The sequence below is a fragment of the Acinetobacter sp. TY2 genome (genome assembly GCF_046269225.1).
Classification (GTDB): Bacteria; Pseudomonadota; Gammaproteobacteria; order Pseudomonadales; family Moraxellaceae; genus Acinetobacter.
Genome location: NZ_JBJZOR010000011.1, coordinates 38,358 through 54,200, shown reverse-complemented (window position 1 = coordinate 54,200; position 15,843 = coordinate 38,358). Strand labels below are relative to the sequence as shown.

Sequence of the window (15,843 nt, the reverse complement as noted above, 5' to 3'; positions counted from 1 at the left end):
TTTTTAGGCTCATCAATTCATTCAGTACTATATTTTTAGTGCTCGCACGATTAGACTACCGAGTGTTCGAGGTAGTTCATGTTCATTTTTAAAGATATTTATTCAAAATTCAAAACTCAATTTAAGCTAGAAACTGTGTTAAATGGCGTAGTTTTAGCGATGATTCTTGCAATATTGATCATTGCAGGGCTCGCATTGGTACGTCCTGTGAGTGTTGTGCACTTTCAAAAAATTAAACAACTTTCAGAGCAGGCGACTTATCCATACACACAGAAAATGGCACAAAATTTAATGAAAACTCCTGATATTTGTGCTGCAGATTATTTCCGTTTAATGCATGCCTACCAACGTGAAGAAATGCGCGTTAAACAATATCCAGCCATAGAAAGTGAAGATCAATAGTATTTGGATATCTTTATATTTTAAGTAAAAAATGAAAACGCAATGTAAAGTTTGAGTTATAGTTTAATCTATTTCAAATGTATTTAAATCAGCATGATAAACAAATGTTTAAGTTCTTTATGTCTATAATATAAACGTGTTTATTTATGTGATGCGCTTTAATCCTTTACGTCAATTAAAAAGCCTTTGATTTATGTTAAAATCAATTTTTTGATCATAATGCTTTTCAAGGATTCGGCATGCAAGAACAGCAAAATAAGTTTTTGATAGATGCGGACATGGGTGATGAAGATGTCACTTTACCAGGTTTACCCGCTGTAAATGTGCCAATTATTGAAAATAAAACGGTAGAAACTGCAATACAAGCAACAACCGAGGTGAGGGCTGAAGCTGAGGTAGACAGTTCATCTAAAGGTGGTTTCTTTAGCCGTATGAAAGAAGGGTTAACGAAATCCCGTAAAAATCTTGCTGATGGCATGGTCAATATCCTGATTGGTGGTAAAGAGATTGATGACGAATTGCTTGAAGAAGTTGAAGAGCAATTATTGGTTGCTGATATTGGTGTTGAAGCAACCAAAACGATTATTGCCAATTTGACTGAGCGTACTGCGCGTGGTGATTTGATTTATTCGCATTCTTTATATAAAGCACTGCAAGAAGAATTGGTTGCATTACTTGCACCACGTGTGAAACCTTTACATATTGATCCAAATAAAGGTCCATATGTGATTTTGGTGGTAGGTGTAAATGGTGTAGGTAAAACTACGACTATTGGTAAACTTGCGAAACGCCTACAAGGTGAAGGTAAAACAGTTATGTTAGCAGCAGGTGATACATTCCGTGCTGCAGCAACTGAACAATTACAAATCTGGGGTGAGCGTAACAACATTGCTGTGGTTGCGCAGGGACATGGTTCTGACTCAGCTTCTGTAATCTTTGATGCATTTGAAAGCGCGCGTGCTAAGGGTGTTGATGTTCTTATTGCCGATACAGCAGGGCGTTTACATAACAAAAGTAACTTAATGTCAGAATTGACTAAAGTGAAACGTGTGATGCAAAAAATTGATGCGACTGCGCCACATGAAATAATGCTCGTTGTTGATGCTGGAACAGGTCAAAACGCCATAAATCAAGTGGAAACATTTGATGAGGCGGTCGGTTTGACGGGTTTAACCATTACTAAGTTGGATGGTACAGCAAAAGGTGGTGTGTTATTTAATATTGCAAGTCGTACACATGTACCTATTCGTTTCATTGGTGTAGGTGAAAAAATTGATGATTTACGCCCATTCTCAGCAAAAGCATTTGTTGCTGCATTATTTGAAACGGATAAATAATTGATTGTTTTGAATGGTGCTTAATGCATTAAAAGATAAATAAAATAGTTGATTGATGAAAAACCCTACAAATAGTGGGGTTTTTTGTTTTTGAGTGATTTAACTGCTTTAAAAATATACATTAGATTGTGCTTTAATTAGTTGAATATTCACATTCAAGCTAATATATCCATATAAAATTTATGGGTTTATTTGCCTGACTGAGAGGGATTCTAAATGACAATTTTAACGCGCTTGGGGCAAGTACTCAAAACTGATATATCGACCGATGTGATTTTTAAAAAGAAAAATATCGAAGAAAAAGAATATGATTTATTAGCTGATATGCGTAAGCGTCGCAGTATTTATGCCTTAAGTAATCGTGTGAGTCATAGTCCTGAATATTTAACTGAATTAATTAAGCAAGCTGTACGCTGTTGTCCTTCGGCACAAAATGCACAGAGTGCGCGTGTTGTTATATTACTTGAACATGCACATTATAAATTTTGGGAAATGGTACGTAATATTCAACGTAACCAATTACCTGAACGTATATTTGAAGGCGCATCGGTGAAATTGGATCGTTGTAGTTCGGCATATGGGACGGTACTCTTTTTTGAAGATCAGGCGGTCATTCAAACATTACAAAAACAGAAGCCTCTACAAGCACATAATTTCGAAATTTGGTCTGAACAAACCTCAGGCATGGTGCAATTTGCAGTATGGACAGCATTATCAAGTACAGGATTAGGTGCATCACTACATCATTACAATCCTAATATTAATCATGAAACGGCAAAAATGTTTGATTTGCCTGATAGTTGGCAGTTTAAATCACAGTTGGTTTTTGGCTCAATTGTAAAACCTGCTATTGCTAAATCTGAATTTGAGGATGATTGCTTATTTAAAGTCTTTAGTGATTCAGTTTAATTTGGAAGATGATAATTTATATTTCAAATGAATAGTATAAATAGTCACGTATATAGTATTTGCTTTTAAATAAATTGAGCCGATTACATTGTAAGCGATAACAATATTGTTGCATAAATAGAACACTTTGTTATTTGAATACTGCTGACGGTGTCATTAACATCGCATACACTGACTTCATCTTAAAAACGAACACCGAAATAAGGTTATAAAATAGGAAGCAACCAATGTCATTTATCGATCAAATTACAGCACGTCGTACAATCTATGCAATTGGTAAAAATGTTCCAATTGATCATGCAAAAATTGAAACTATAGTAAAAGAGGCAATTAAACAAAGCCCATCAGCATTTAACTCGCAGTCTTCTCGTGCTGTAATTTTATTTGGTGACTCTCACGTTAAATTTTGGACAATCGTTTTAGAAACTTTACGTAAAATGGTTCCTGAGACTGCTTTTCCAAGTACAAGTGCAAAAATTAATAGCTTTATTGCAGGCGCTGGCACAGTCTTATTTTATGAAGATACAAGTGTGATTAAAAACTTACAAGAACAGTTTGCACTTTATGCAGATAACTTCCCAGTTTGGTCTGAGCATTCAACAGCAATTGCACAATTTGCAGCATGGACAGCATTGTCTGAAGCAGGCGTTGGTGCATCTTTACAACATTACAATCCAATTGTTGATGCTGAAGTTGCTACGACATTTAATGTTCCTGCGGATTGGAAACTTCGTGCACAATTAGTATTTGGTTCAATTGAAGCACCTGCAGGTGAAAAAGCCTTTATTAATGATGAACATCGTTTTAAAACATTTAACTAATTTAGTTTGATGTTATGAATTTCAAAGAGTGCCTAGGCACTCTTTTTTTATGTATTTAAAAAGTATAGATTATTTTATCTAGCTGTTTCAGATTTTAAGATTGTCATAAAACTGTCATTCAGACGAGGCATAGTGCCATGCATGATGTGATTTTTACAGTTTTTTGACAAAAGAGAAAAATGATATGGGTTTTAAATACGGCATTGCAGCGTTAGGTTTAGTTTGTGGTTCGCTACTGAGTGGATCGGTTTTTGCAGCAGTGACGATTTCTGCACCTGAAGAAATTGTATTATTGGCAGTGAATGATCAAGAAGTGAATACGGGATTATTTCGTTCAAAAAAAAATGAATATAAGGTAGATGCTGGACAGGTTGCACTGAGTGTACGTTATCAGCAGTATTTTGAACATTTAAGTGGCGAGCACGATATTTTGAAATCAGGTATCGTCACAGTAACTGCGCCAGATTTAAAAGATGGGCAGACTTATCAATTGGCGTTGGTTAATGCACCTCGTAATTTTGATGAAGGCAAGGCTTTTGCAATACAACCTACAGTTGCAATTTATGATAAAAATAAAAAAATGATCGTGCAGCAAACAGGTGTGAATAATGAAGCAAAGTCATGGCTCAGCTCGGGTATCTTTGCTAAAGTTGTAGACTTAACAGGAACAAATAAAACAGCCAATAATCAACCTGCACCCATATATGCAAATAATACAGTTAATGCGAATGTACCTGTTGCTGTAGAAACAGGGACCCCAGTGGTAGTAGGTGGTTCACGTAGTGCAATTTCTACTGCAGATCAGCAATTGATTCAGATTTGGCAAAAAGCTTCCAAAGTTGAACGCCAGAAATTTATGAGTTGGCTTGCAACCCAATAACAATTGAATAAAGTTTTGAGACCATGAACATGGTCTTTTTTTCTTTTCGATAAGTTGAAGAACAGTATTTAGTTTTTCTCATTCTTTTTGATTAGTTATGAAGTTGTGATATTTATTCTTAAATTTTGCAAAAAATAAAGATTTAATATGAGCGAACTAAAATTCCGCATTGCACAATCATCCGATTTAAATCATCTGGTTAAGCTGATTAATTTGGCTTATCGGCAGACTGAAGGTCATAACTGGACGAGTGAGGCTGATATTGTTGTTGGAGAGAGAATTAACTTTGTGCAATTGAAGCAGTCACTAAACAGGAGCATTTTCAGTTATGGGTGGTCGAGTCATTTAATGAAATTGTTGCTTGTATAGGTCTGACATTTGACCAAGTAGATGTGGAAATAGGTACTTTTGCTATTTCGCCAAATCATCAAAACCTAGGTTTAGGTAGAAAAGTACTGGCATTTGTAGAAGATTATGTTTCGAATGAGCATCAATATATAAACGTATTGGTAATGTGGGTGCTTAGTGTACGTTCTGAGTTGATATCCTATTATGAACGCCGTGGTTATGTATTAACAGGTGTGGTGGATGAGTATCCTTTAAATGCTAATGTTGGAACTCCAATTGTAGATTTATATTTGGTTGAGATGAAAAAAGTGATTTCAAAAAATAGAATTTAAAATAGACTGTAAAAAAACCCTGAATTATCAGGGTTTTTCTATTTAATGTACTACTAGGCAAAGAACCAAGTGTAATAGCCCCATAACATGAGTGGCCATGCAACAAATGGGCTAAATAACCATTTCCAAAGCCAAAACCTAGGAATAAAACCAACACCATGAATAAAGCCACCTGAAATGCCGATCATGATATACATCATCGCACTGTGGCTATATTCACCATTCGCATCCAACATGGCACCTGGATGTATTAATAATACAGCTGCAAGAGGCAATGCCAACAAAAATGAAACGGCCATTGCGATCTTATTCGGCTTTTTTTCTTCAGTTGTCATTGTCACTTCAGTCATATTTTATTCCTCATCTAAGTCTTGATGATGCTCGATATATAGTGCACTCAATACACCTGCGAAACATGCCATCAAAACTCCAAGAATCCAAGCGAAATACCACATATTTATTCTCCTTGAACACAGCCTTAATAGAGGGTGTGTGTATTTTCTTGAATATGTTTATTTGTGATTACGCCCCACATCTTATAATAGCACCAAGTTGTATAGAGCAAGATCAGTGGAACAAAAATACCTGCAACTACGGTCATTACAGTGAGTGTATTTTTACTAGAAACAGCATCCCACATGGTTAAACTTGCAGTCGGATTAATACTCGAAGGCATGAGGAATGGGAATAAAGCAAAACCTGCTGTTAAAATAGAACCAGTCACTGCTAATGTTGAACCCATAAAGCTCAAGCCTGCTTTGTCTTTACCTGCAGCTAGGACGATGAGAATTCCACCTAGAATTGCAGCAAGAGGAGCAAGCATAGTGATTGGATAGAGTGTGTAGTTATTCATCCAACCATGGTTGCCTGTTGTTAATACTTCTTTTGCAAGTGGGTTTGCGACACCGTTGGTGTTGAAGGGTTGCGCTAAAGTATAACCTTCGATATTACCGAAGTATAACCATGCGCCTGCACCTAAGAAGCAAACAAGAAAGATGATACCCATCAATTGTGTTGCTTTCGCAGAGCGTTTACGTAAATCACCATCTGTACGAAGCATGAGCCACGCACCACCATGTGCACACAGCATAGATAAGCTGACTAGACCACAGACCAATGCAAATGGATTGAGGAGTGCAAAGAAACTACCAGTATAGGTTGAGCGAACAGTTTCATCTAGAGTAAATGGAACGCCCAAGAACATATTGCCGAAGGCTACACCGAAGACTAAAGCGGGTACTGCACCACCTACACATAAACCCCAATCCCAAGATGTGCGCCATTGTGTATTGTGGAGTTTAGATCTGTAGTCAAAACCGACTGGTCGTAAGAACAGTGCAAATAAAACCAATAACAGCGCCCAATACATCCCAGAAAAGGCTGTTGCATAAACCATTGGCCATGCAGCAAAGAGAGCACCACCTGCAGTCACAAACCAAACTTGGTTGCCTTCCCAGTGTGGTGCAATCGTATTGATTGCAGCACGGCGTTCTTCATCATTTTTACCGACAAATGGCATAAGTGCCATTGAGCCCATATCAAAGCCATCAGTAAGCGCAAAACCAATAAGCAATACACCAACCAACACCCACCAAATTATTTTGAGCAGTTCATATTCGATCATGATTGCGCTCCTTCAACTTTTTCTTGTTGTGCCGCTTCAAGTTTTTCGAAGTGATATTTTCCTGTATGTAGCGAACTTGGTCCAAGGCGTGAGAACTTAATCATCAAATACATTTCGATAATCAGTAACACGGTATAGAACGCTGCCAATGCGATGATTGAGCCCCATACATCACCCGTACTTAAGCTAGAGGCTGATAAGTGTGTAGGGAGTACTTCACCAATCGTCCACGGTTGACGACCACCTTCGGCCACATACCAACCTGTTTGTGCTGCAATCCAAGGAAGTGGTAGGGCAAACAAAGCAAATTTGAGTAACCAGGGTTTATTTTCTGCATTACGTTTTGCCACTGCATAGGTTGCAAGGATAAACAGTAAAAGCATAAGGAAACCAGAAGCAACCATGGCACGGAAAGAGAAGAACAATGCAGTCACATTTGGAATCGTATCTTTTGTTGCTGCTTTGATATGATCTTCAGAAGCATCAGTTACTTTGTCAGTATATTTTTTCAGAAGTAAGCCATAGCCTAAATCTTTTTGATTTTCTTTAAAAGAAGCCATCAGCTCAGGAGAGCGATCGCCAGCACGAAGCTGTTCAAGTTCACTGTATGCAATCATACCATTGCGGATACGGACTTCATGTTGAACCATCAAATCTTTCAGACCGGTCACTTCTTTGTCAAGTGAACGAGTGGCAATAATCCCCATTGCATAAGGTATTTTTATAGCATAGTCAGTACGTTGTTCTTCCTGATTTGGAATACCAAACAATGTAAATGGTGCAGGTGCTGGATGTGTTTCCCATTCAGATTCAATTGCAGCCAATTTTGTTTTTTGTACATCACCTAACTCGTAGCCAGATTCATCACCGAGCAAAATGACAGAAAGTGTCGACGCTAAACCAAAGATTGCGGCAATTGCAAAAGAGCGACGAGCAAAGGGTAAATCACGTTTTTTCAACATGTAATAGCTTGAAATAGCCAATACAAAAATTGCACCCGTGACATAACCCGCAGAAACTGTATGAACAAATTTTACTTGGGCAACAGGGTTGAAAATCAGTGCACCAAAATCTACCAGTTCCATACGCATGGTTTCAAAATTGAATTCTGAACCGACAGGATTTTGCATCCAACCATTGGCAACTAAAATCCATAATGCAGATAAATTTGAACCTAATGCAACAAGCCAAGTTACCGCTAAATGTTGAACTTTAGACAGGCGATCCCAGCCAAAGAAGAATAAACCAATAAAAGTTGATTCTAAAAAGAATGCCATTAATCCTTCAATAGCAAGTGGCGCACCGAAAATATCCCCTACATAGTGGGAATAGTACGCCCAGTTTGTACCGAACTGGAATTCCATGGTTAAACCAGTCGTCACACCTAAGGCAAAGTTAATACCGAAGAGTTTGCCCCAAAACTTAGTCATATCCCTGTAAATTTCTTTGCCAGAAATGACATAAGTCGTTTCCATAATGGCAAGCAGGAAAGCTAGGCCTAGAGTCAGAGGTACAAAAATAAAATGATACATTGCGGTCATTGCGAATTGGAACCGCGAAAGATCGACCACGCTTTCAGAAATCATCAACGTGTCTCCTTGATTTGGGAAGGACTGCCAGCAATACGCTCAGCAACTTGGTTATCAAAATTTTTTGGAATCGTCGGTGCATCAAACCAAATGTGTTTGATAGTCATTAAAAGAACAATCTTAATTATTAAAATGATTGTAATTTCTTTGACTAATTGGCGATTTAAATCAGGGGATTTTAAGCTCATGATTAAGCCTACTGTCTGAATATATTTATATTATTAAACGAAATGAGATGTAAAATAAATAGATAAAATAATTAAAATAAAATTATATTATTTTTGTTATTTAATTCAATGTGTTATGATTTTTTTAAATAAAAAATATACTATAAGTATTTGTTTTTAAAGTTGATTGAATTGCTTGGAATTAATGAATATAAACCCGACTAAAATACTTATATTTAAAAAATTAAAACCAACCAAAATAGTTTGATATGTGATTTTTTTGCACACTCAGAGCGCATTTTTCTATTTAAATTGAGGAAGGTTGAATGTAAGTTAAAATATAAAATTAGACACATTAAATAATAATTTGAATGAATTATTTTTATTGTCTTTAGTATCAGTAATTTAAAATTTGTTTGTATTTTAAACAAATTTATGCTTTGAGGTTATTGAATCGGAGCCAAAACCCACTGCTATATGTTTAAAACTTATACAATTGTGGTGCTGAAAAAGATAGATGTGCTGATATGCATAGTATTGTTTTATAAAAATGACAAAACATTTAGAACTGGTCTAGGTTTGAAAGTTCATTTGAATGTGAGATTTTTTTCGCAATGTAATGTGATTTCTTAAAGCGAATTAAAATGATTTGAGATTGAAATTCAAGTTCCCCAAATTCAGGTTCAACTTGAATGTAATGCAGTTGTCCAAATTCATCTCGGACGCGTGCTTGAGCAGAAAAGCCCGGTCGGGCATTGCCACTCGATACTGTGGCTAAGCGACCGAGTAGGTTAGTCTGGGTAGCATATAGCTTAGGCTTAATAACCTGATCTAGGCAGTGGATCATAAAAACAGTAAAGAAAATGGCAATCAATAATGCAGGTAAAATGACGTAGTACCAAGTCGAAAATTGATTTTGTATGGCATAAAGGCTTAGTTGTAAAAAGTAGCCAGCAAAACTGAAATTGATGAGTAAGAAAACAAAAATCAGTACTCTGGCAAATTTGACCTGAATCAGGGGGGAGTGGGTGAGCCAATCGGGTAAAATTCGCTTGAGGAATGTGCTTGGACGTAATCCAATATAATAACCAAAGGTTTCTGCCATGCTAAGTAGAATTAATACCAATACACTGATATGAAAAGGCATTAAGTCTGGTTCTAAAAAGAATTCAAGCATGGCTGTCCTATATAAATGAAAGCCCATTATATGAAATGGGCTAGTTTAGACTTAGTCTTTAACGATATAAATACCGCCATCAGAATGTACATCAATTTTGACTTTTTCAAGGAAATCACCCTGACATGGCCCTGAAATACATTCACCACTTTCGACATCAAAGAGTGCGCCGTGAGTTGAGCATTCGATATATTCACCATCACGATCTAAAAATTGGTTTTCGAGAAATTCCAATTCAGTTTGTAAATGCGGACATAAATTATTATAGGCATAGTACGCACCATCGCGTTGTGTGATGAAAATAGTTCTACCATCATCTGTATCAAATGCACGTGCTTCACGCTCTGGAATTTCTTCTGTCATGGCAATCTTATTCATTTATACAGCTTCTCTTTTAAGTGTTGCCTGTAACTTGGCATAGTCTTGAATATCAAGGCGTGGACCAAACTGAGAAACAACTTCGCTTGAAATTAGAATCGCTAATTCAGCAGCAGTTTGAATATCTTCGCCATTGTTTAGAGCATAAAGGAAAGCACCTGAAAATGCATCACCAGCACCATTGGTATCGACAGCTATTACTTTACGACCAGCAACTTGAAGGTGCTGTTCAGTATTGGCCACTAAAGCTCCTTTACTACCTAGTGTAATGACAACATCATTACTTAGTAATTTTAATTTTTCTAGAGCAACATCAATATGGTCAGTTTCTGTGTACAATAAAGCTTCATTTTCATTACAGAAAATTAGATCAACCCCATCATCTAGCAACTCATCTAAGCCTTGACGTGCATATTGCACCATAGCAGGGTCAGACAGTGTTAATGCAATTTTGACGCCACATTCACGAGCAATTTGACGCGCTTGTTTTACTGCTAAACGAGCAGTATCACTCGTTGCAAGGTATCCTTCAATGTAGAGCCATTTTGCAGTTTTGAGTGGTTCAAAATCAATTTGATCTGCGCTGAGTTCTGCAGTAATACCCAAATAAGTATGCATTGTACGTTCAGAATCATCACTTACGAGTACCATACAAGTACCTGTAACACCTTCGCTGATTGATTTTTCAGTTGTTTGAATCTTTGCTTCATTCAAACCATCTAAGTATAAAGTGCCCAAGTCATCATTACCGACACGACATGCGTAAAATGCTGAACCGCCAAGCGCACTAAATGCTACGGTTGTATTAGCAGCAGAACCACCTGAGGCTTGTCCTTTGTATTGTTGGTTTGCTTGTAATAGTTGGTATAAGGTTGCCTGTGTATCACCATCTGTCAGTTGCATTGTACCTTTTTGCAAGTTCTGTTGATTTAAAAAGTCGTCAGATACTCGAAATTCCTGATCGATAAGCGCGTTACCAATTGCAAAAAAGTCAACTGTAGCCATGTTCGTCATCACACAATAATGTTAAAAAAGCAAAGTTTACACTAATGCTAACTTTTACTGTAGTTTGCTGAATAAAATTCAGCACTGCTTTTGTTTTTTTGAGTAATCTAGGCGACGGAAGTCTTTAGGGATATAGGCAAATGAATATCGTGATTGAAAAAGCTGAAACTTTACCTACACAAATGCAAGTACTTGCGGACAGTGCTGCACAGGATGGTTTTCAGTTTTTACATCGTTTAATTGAAGATTATACAAATGGTAAAAATCGTTTTACAGAGACGGGTGAATTTTTTTTAACGGCATATGATGATGAAAAATTAGTGGCATGTGGTGGTTTAAACATTCAACACAGCGATAATGGTGAGCCAAGCCGTATTGGTCGTGTGCGCTTGTTCTATGTATTGCCTGAGTATCGTAAGCATGGCATTGGTAAACAGTTATTGTTAAAACTTGAAAGTATGGCAAAACCGCAGTTTTCAGCTTTGTGTTTAAATACCCACACCAAGCAAGCGGAAATTTTTTATCAAAAGCAAAATTATGTTTATGTGGAAAATCACTCAAACTATAATTATTTCAAGTACTTAATTCAGTAATTTTAATTCAAAGTATATTGAGTTTATTCAATGATTTTAGGCTAATATTTAAGCCTATTAAAGGTTCATTCATAAAATCAGTTTCATTATTATGAGGCTGATTTTTTTGTTTTTATAGTTCACTTTTTGGTTTGATTGTGAATATTGAGCAATGACCGTTATTCATGTGGCTTTCATGATAGCTTCATATTCGTTTAAGCAAAGTAGATCAAAATAATTATAATTTATAATGATGTATGCAGTGGTTAGAAAAATGAATAATACAACTGTTTTAAATCAACACGATTTTTCAAATCTGTTGAGTAAAGTCCCGCAAATTACCGCTTTGTTTTGGGTGACCAAAATTTTTGCTACTACTTTCGGTGAAACCGCAGGTGATGCGGTATCGATGTCGTTAAATTTGGGGTATTTGGTCGGGACACTGATATTCGCAGTGATTTTTATTGGACTGGTCTTTTTACAAATCCGCTCGAAACGCTATCATCCGTATTTGTATTGGTTCACCATTATCGCAAGTACCACTGTGGGTACAACTTTGGCAGATTTGGTCGATCGTTCGCTCGGCATTGGTTATGTTGGAGGAAGTTCACTTTTACTCAGTCTAGTGCTGATATCATTGTTTATATGGTACAAAGTCGAAGGCAGTATTTCACCGCATAGTGTCAATTATCCACGAGCAGAATTATTTTATTGGTTAACTATTACTTTTTCACAAACGCTCGGTACAGCCTTGGGTGATTGGTCTGCTGATACTGCAGGTTTGGGATATAGTGGCGGAATCTTCTTATATACAGGGCTCATTTTAGTTATTCTTGCATTATATTTTTGGACGAGTATTTCACGGACCTTGTTGTTTTGGAGTGCATTTGTATTGACTCGTCCACTTGGTGCAGTAGTTGGGGACTTTCTTGATAAGCCGATTGATCATGGTGGTTTGGCTTTAAGCCGCTTCACTGCATCAGCAGTACTTTTATTGGCAATTTTACTGTGTATTTGGATGGCTGAAAAGTTTAATCCCAACCCAGATTTACGAGAATCTGCGGGTTAAACTGTGATCTTGAAATCTCAGTAATCGTAAGATTTAGACAGATTAAATTATCTAGATTAAATCTTGACAATTCAACTATGAATTAATCATAACAATGAAGCCCAATAATTAGAGTTTAAGGTATACTGATCGATAATAAATAATCATTCCTATTGGAGATCGCATGACTGTAGATGTCACTGAAACCTTAACTCAAACTGTTCATCCTGCGTTTCAGCTGGTACGTCAACACCATGTAGACGCTTTAGACATATTGGTGTCCGAATATAAACATAAAGTGACTGGTGCAATGCATTTTCATTTGGCGACTGAGCACGATGAAAATGTTTTTCTTGTTGCGTTTCGCACGCAACCTATGGATTCTAAGGGTGCAGCGCACATTTTAGAACATACAGCATTGTGTGGTTCAGCAAAGTTTCCCGTACGTGATCCATTCTTTTTAATGATTCGTCGTTCACTTAATACGTTTATGAATGCATTTACTGCAGCAGATTGGACTGCGTATCCATTTGCAACGCAGAATAAAAAAGACTTTCAAAACTTACTTGAAGTGTATATGGATGCAGCATTTGCAGCCAATTTAAATCCGCTTGATTTTGCTCAAGAAGGCATTCGTGTTGAACTTGAAAATGGCGAGCCTGTATATAAAGGTGTCGTATTCAATGAAATGAAAGGGGCAATGAGCTCACCTTCAGATCAGTTGTATCATCAATTGGCGCATCATTTATTTCCTAAAACGACTTATCACTACAATTCAGGTGGTGATCCAAAAGACATTCCTGATTTAACTTATGAGGAATTGGTGGATTTTTACAAATCGCATTATCACCCAAGCAATGCGGTGTTTATGACTTTTGGTAATCAAACGGCATATCATTTGCAAGATCAGTTTGAACAGTTGGCATTGTCACGTTTTGAAAAAGGTGAAACGCTTTATTCGGTTGAAGAACAACGTCTGGTTGCACCAATTGAAGTCACTGAAAATTATGCAGTTGATGCCGAAGATTTAACAGACAAAACCTATCATGTACTTGCATGGTTATTACCTAAGGCGAGTGAAATCAAATTGCGTTTAGGTATGCGTTTGGTGGAAGGTATTCTACTTGAAGATTCAGCTTCACCACTGCGTCATTATTTAGAAACATGTGGTTATGCACAGTCGACAGGACCTTTCATGGGTGTGGATGATTCCAACTTTGAAATGACGTTCTATTGTGCTGTACAAGGTTCTAACCCTGAACATGCTGAAACCTTTAAAAATGGTGTGTTAGATGTCCTTAAAGATATGGCATCAAAACCTGCCGACCCTGCAATGGTTGACGCAATTTTACATCAAATAGAATTACATCAACGTGAAATTAATGGTGATGGTACTCCATATGGTTTAAGCCTAATTCTGAATGGTTTAGGTAGTGCAATTCACCACAATGATCCTGTAGATGTGTGGGATGTTGATACCGCAATTGCGAGTGTGAAAGAAGAGTTGAAAGACCCAATGTGGTTGTCAAATTTGATACAAACCTATTTGTTAGATAATCCTCACCGTGTACAAATGACTTTAGTGCCTGATGCTGAAAAATCGGCAATAGAAGCTGCTGCTGAAAAAGCGCGTTTAGCTGAACTGGGTCAAAAGTTAACAGAGCAAGAAAAAGCTGAAATCATTAAACAGACTGAAGCATTGAAAATTCGTCAAGAAACGCCTGATGATTTAGATTTATTGCCTAAAGTGGGTTTAGATGATATTCCTGCTGAATTGGCAATTGTTTCAGGTCAATTGCGTGAAATTATTTCTAATGGCACAGATTTTCCACTGAATTTGTATCATGCGGGAACTAACGGTATCTATTATCAACAAGTTTTGGTACAGATTCCTGAGCAAATTGTATTGTCACCATATTTCAATTTACTGTCTATTTTGATGGGAGAAGTGGGAGCAGGTGAATATGGTTATTTAGAATTCCAACAACGACAAACTGCAGTGAGTGGTGGTTTAGGCATGGGCGCATCACTGCGTTCAAAAGTTGATGATAAAGGTAAAATTACCGCTTGGTTGACCTTAACCACAAAATCATTGACAGGGAAGTTGGATGCCATTCAACTGTTGAAATTGGCATTTGAGCAACTACGTTTTGATGAGAAAGATCGTATAGTTGAACTATTGCAGCAACGTAAAACACGTTGGGCATCACGTTTGTCAGATTCAGGACATAGTTATGCGATGCAAATTGCCTCGCGTAATATGAGTGCGCTCGCAAAGCGTGATTATGATAATACGGGTTTGGGTGCTTTAAATTGGTTCACCCAATTAGTGACCAATATTGAGCAAGATGAATCGGCTTATCAAAACTTGATCAATGAGTTACAAGCCATTCACCGTGCTTTACTTCTTGCACCAAAGCAATTTTTACTCGTTTGTGAAGAACATCAGTCTGAACATCTTGTTGAAGAAGTTCAGGAAGTTTGGAATAAATTAGCGGTGGATCGTTCGCCTGTATTATTGACTGAAGTTGAGCCTGAAGTTAGTCAGAATGACCAAGCATGGTTGATTCAAGCCAATGTGCAATTTTGTGCATCGGCATATCCTGCTGTGGAAGTTGCACATGCAGATGCTGCACCTCTGATGGTTTTAGCAGGTTATTTACGTAATGGATTCTTGCATAGTGCCATTCGTGAAAAAGGTGGTGCTTATGGCGGTGGTGCAAGCTATGACGGCAATGCTTGTGCTTTCCGTTTTTATAGCTACCGTGATCCACGTTTAGCAGAAACATTTGCAGATTTTGAAGCAAGTGTTCATTGGCTGCTCAATACAGAACAGAAACCACATCAGCTTGAAGAAGCAATTTTGGGTCTTGTTTCAAGTATGGATAAACCAGGTTCGCCTGCAGGTGAGGCAATTACAGCATGTTATGCATTACTACATGGTCGAACGCCAGCTTTCCGTAGAACCTTACGTGCTCGCTTGTTGAATGTAACGTTAGAAGATTTAAAGCGTGTTACACAGACGTATTTAGTAGAACAAAAACCGGTAAAAGCTGTGGTTGCTCCCGTTGCTCGCAAAGAAACACTGGAACAACTTGGCTTTGAAATTAAAAAAGTAAATTAATTATTAGGCACCATCCATCAGGGTTAATCGTTGCTCTATTTTTCTTGATGCTGCTTTGGAAAATTTTCAAAGCAACATGAAGAAAATAGAGGATGGAACAGAGTGTGCCTATTCTTTGATATTTATATCA

At 37.3% G+C, this 15,843-nt stretch carries 18 protein-coding genes; 10 read left to right on the top strand and 8 right to left on the bottom strand.

What is annotated here, in order from left to right; genetic code table 11:
- Positions 1–78 precede the first annotated feature (78 nt).
- From ACK1JC_RS08935 to ACK1JC_RS08905, 7 genes are all read left to right on the top strand, one after another.
- On the top strand, positions 79–402 hold the full coding sequence (locus tag ACK1JC_RS08935) for a hypothetical protein (protein WP_409511521.1): 324 nt from the start codon (positions 79–81) through the stop codon (positions 400–402).
- Positions 403–641: 239 nt separating this feature from the next.
- The gene (ftsY, locus tag ACK1JC_RS08930) at positions 642–1,739 is read left to right on the top strand and encodes a signal recognition particle-docking protein FtsY (protein ID WP_409511520.1); all 1,098 of its coding nucleotides are present in this window, start codon (positions 642–644) and stop codon (positions 1,737–1,739) included.
- A 216-nt stretch (positions 1,740–1,955) separates the two neighbouring features.
- Positions 1,956–2,648: a nitroreductase family protein gene (locus ACK1JC_RS08925; RefSeq protein WP_409511519.1), complete on the top strand. Its 693-nt coding sequence runs from the start codon at positions 1,956–1,958 to the stop codon at positions 2,646–2,648.
- A 227-nt stretch (positions 2,649–2,875) separates the two neighbouring features.
- Complete coding sequence (locus ACK1JC_RS08920; protein WP_409511518.1) at positions 2,876–3,469, top strand: nitroreductase family protein; 594 nt, start codon at positions 2,876–2,878, stop codon at positions 3,467–3,469.
- A gap of 184 nt (positions 3,470–3,653) precedes the next feature.
- Positions 3,654–4,349, top strand: a complete 696-nt coding sequence (locus tag ACK1JC_RS08915; protein ID WP_409511517.1) for a DUF2057 family protein — start codon at positions 3,654–3,656, stop codon at positions 4,347–4,349.
- Between the two features lie 147 nt (positions 4,350–4,496).
- Complete coding sequence (locus tag ACK1JC_RS08910) at positions 4,497–4,718, top strand: hypothetical protein (RefSeq protein ID WP_409511516.1); 222 nt, start codon at positions 4,497–4,499, stop codon at positions 4,716–4,718.
- The gene (locus ACK1JC_RS08905) at positions 4,682–5,029 is read left to right on the top strand and encodes a GNAT family N-acetyltransferase (protein WP_409511515.1); all 348 of its coding nucleotides are present in this window, start codon (positions 4,682–4,684) and stop codon (positions 5,027–5,029) included. The genes ACK1JC_RS08910 and ACK1JC_RS08905 overlap by 37 nt, the downstream gene beginning before the upstream one ends.
- Before the next feature lie 53 nt (positions 5,030–5,082).
- On the opposite strand, the gene ACK1JC_RS08900 is transcribed toward ACK1JC_RS08905, so the two are convergent.
- The 8 genes from ACK1JC_RS08900 to ACK1JC_RS08865 all read right to left on the bottom strand — a co-directional run bounded on the left by ACK1JC_RS08900 (position 5,083) and on the right by ACK1JC_RS08865 (position 10,969).
- Positions 5,083–5,379, bottom strand: coding sequence for a cyd operon YbgE family protein (locus tag ACK1JC_RS08900; RefSeq protein WP_409511514.1), 297 nt, complete (start codon positions 5,377–5,379; stop codon positions 5,083–5,085).
- A 3-nt stretch (positions 5,380–5,382) separates the two neighbouring features.
- Complete coding sequence (gene cydX / locus ACK1JC_RS08895; protein WP_004653762.1) at positions 5,383–5,484, bottom strand: cytochrome bd-I oxidase subunit CydX; 102 nt, start codon at positions 5,482–5,484, stop codon at positions 5,383–5,385.
- A gap of 23 nt (positions 5,485–5,507) precedes the next feature.
- Positions 5,508–6,653 (bottom strand): cytochrome d ubiquinol oxidase subunit II, encoded by a 1,146-nt coding sequence (gene cydB, locus ACK1JC_RS08890; RefSeq protein ID WP_409511513.1) that lies wholly within the window; start codon positions 6,651–6,653, stop codon positions 5,508–5,510.
- Positions 6,650–8,239: a cytochrome ubiquinol oxidase subunit I gene (locus ACK1JC_RS08885; RefSeq protein WP_409511512.1), complete on the bottom strand. Its 1,590-nt coding sequence runs from the start codon at positions 8,237–8,239 to the stop codon at positions 6,650–6,652. The genes cydB and ACK1JC_RS08885 overlap by 4 nt, the downstream gene beginning before the upstream one ends.
- Positions 8,239–8,430, bottom strand: coding sequence for a cytochrome oxidase putative small subunit CydP (gene cydP, locus ACK1JC_RS08880; RefSeq protein WP_409511511.1), 192 nt, complete (start codon positions 8,428–8,430; stop codon positions 8,239–8,241). The genes ACK1JC_RS08885 and cydP overlap by 1 nt, the downstream gene beginning before the upstream one ends.
- Before the next feature lie 541 nt (positions 8,431–8,971).
- Positions 8,972–9,586: an OB-fold-containig protein gene (locus ACK1JC_RS08875; RefSeq protein ID WP_409511510.1), complete on the bottom strand. Its 615-nt coding sequence runs from the start codon at positions 9,584–9,586 to the stop codon at positions 8,972–8,974.
- A 51-nt stretch (positions 9,587–9,637) separates the two neighbouring features.
- Entirely contained in the window at positions 9,638–9,949 is a 312-nt protein-coding gene (locus ACK1JC_RS08870) for a Rieske (2Fe-2S) protein (protein ID WP_409511600.1), read from the bottom strand.
- Between the two features lie 15 nt (positions 9,950–9,964).
- Positions 9,965–10,969: an adenosine kinase gene (locus ACK1JC_RS08865; protein WP_409511509.1), complete on the bottom strand. Its 1,005-nt coding sequence runs from the start codon at positions 10,967–10,969 to the stop codon at positions 9,965–9,967.
- Between the two features lie 140 nt (positions 10,970–11,109).
- Between ACK1JC_RS08865 and ACK1JC_RS08860 the strand changes: the two genes are divergently transcribed.
- The 3 genes from ACK1JC_RS08860 (at position 11,110) to ACK1JC_RS08850 (ending at position 15,713) form a co-directional block, all read left to right on the top strand.
- Positions 11,110–11,562 carry a GNAT family N-acetyltransferase gene (locus ACK1JC_RS08860; protein WP_409511508.1) on the top strand — a complete coding sequence of 151 codons (453 nt, stop codon included), beginning with the start codon at positions 11,110–11,112 and terminating at the stop codon, positions 11,560–11,562.
- Positions 11,563–11,815: 253 nt separating this feature from the next.
- Positions 11,816–12,610: a hypothetical protein gene (locus ACK1JC_RS08855; RefSeq protein ID WP_409511507.1), complete on the top strand. Its 795-nt coding sequence runs from the start codon at positions 11,816–11,818 to the stop codon at positions 12,608–12,610.
- Between the two features lie 163 nt (positions 12,611–12,773).
- Entirely contained in the window at positions 12,774–15,713 is a 2,940-nt protein-coding gene (locus tag ACK1JC_RS08850; RefSeq protein WP_409511506.1) for an insulinase family protein, read from the top strand.
- Positions 15,714–15,843 lie beyond the last annotated feature (130 nt).

Coding starts and splice junctions, on each gene's coding strand:
- ACK1JC_RS08870 (WP_409511600.1), bottom strand. CDS start 9,949: ATGACAGAAGAAATTCCAGAGCGTGAAGCACGTGCATTTGATACAGAT.
- ACK1JC_RS08925 (WP_409511519.1), top strand. CDS start 1,956: ATGACAATTTTAACGCGCTTGGGGCAAGTACTCAAAACTGATATATCG.
- ACK1JC_RS08935 (WP_409511521.1), top strand. CDS start 79: ATGTTCATTTTTAAAGATATTTATTCAAAATTCAAAACTCAATTTAAG.
- ftsY (WP_409511520.1), top strand. CDS start 642: ATGCAAGAACAGCAAAATAAGTTTTTGATAGATGCGGACATGGGTGAT.
- ACK1JC_RS08885 (WP_409511512.1), bottom strand. CDS start 8,239: ATGATTTCTGAAAGCGTGGTCGATCTTTCGCGGTTCCAATTCGCAATG.
- ACK1JC_RS08865 (WP_409511509.1), bottom strand. CDS start 10,969: ATGGCTACAGTTGACTTTTTTGCAATTGGTAACGCGCTTATCGATCAG.
- ACK1JC_RS08910 (WP_409511516.1), top strand. CDS start 4,497: ATGAGCGAACTAAAATTCCGCATTGCACAATCATCCGATTTAAATCAT.
- cydP (WP_409511511.1), bottom strand. CDS start 8,430: ATGAGCTTAAAATCCCCTGATTTAAATCGCCAATTAGTCAAAGAAATT.
- ACK1JC_RS08915 (WP_409511517.1), top strand. CDS start 3,654: ATGGGTTTTAAATACGGCATTGCAGCGTTAGGTTTAGTTTGTGGTTCG.
- cydB (WP_409511513.1), bottom strand. CDS start 6,653: ATGATCGAATATGAACTGCTCAAAATAATTTGGTGGGTGTTGGTTGGT.
- ACK1JC_RS08855 (WP_409511507.1), top strand. CDS start 11,816: ATGAATAATACAACTGTTTTAAATCAACACGATTTTTCAAATCTGTTG.
- ACK1JC_RS08900 (WP_409511514.1), bottom strand. CDS start 5,379: ATGACTGAAGTGACAATGACAACTGAAGAAAAAAAGCCGAATAAGATC.
- ACK1JC_RS08860 (WP_409511508.1), top strand. CDS start 11,110: ATGAATATCGTGATTGAAAAAGCTGAAACTTTACCTACACAAATGCAA.
- ACK1JC_RS08920 (WP_409511518.1), top strand. CDS start 2,876: ATGTCATTTATCGATCAAATTACAGCACGTCGTACAATCTATGCAATT.
- cydX (WP_004653762.1), bottom strand. CDS start 5,484: ATGTGGTATTTCGCTTGGATTCTTGGAGTTTTGATGGCATGTTTCGCA.
- ACK1JC_RS08875 (WP_409511510.1), bottom strand. CDS start 9,586: ATGCTTGAATTCTTTTTAGAACCAGACTTAATGCCTTTTCATATCAGT.
- ACK1JC_RS08850 (WP_409511506.1), top strand. CDS start 12,774: ATGACTGTAGATGTCACTGAAACCTTAACTCAAACTGTTCATCCTGCG.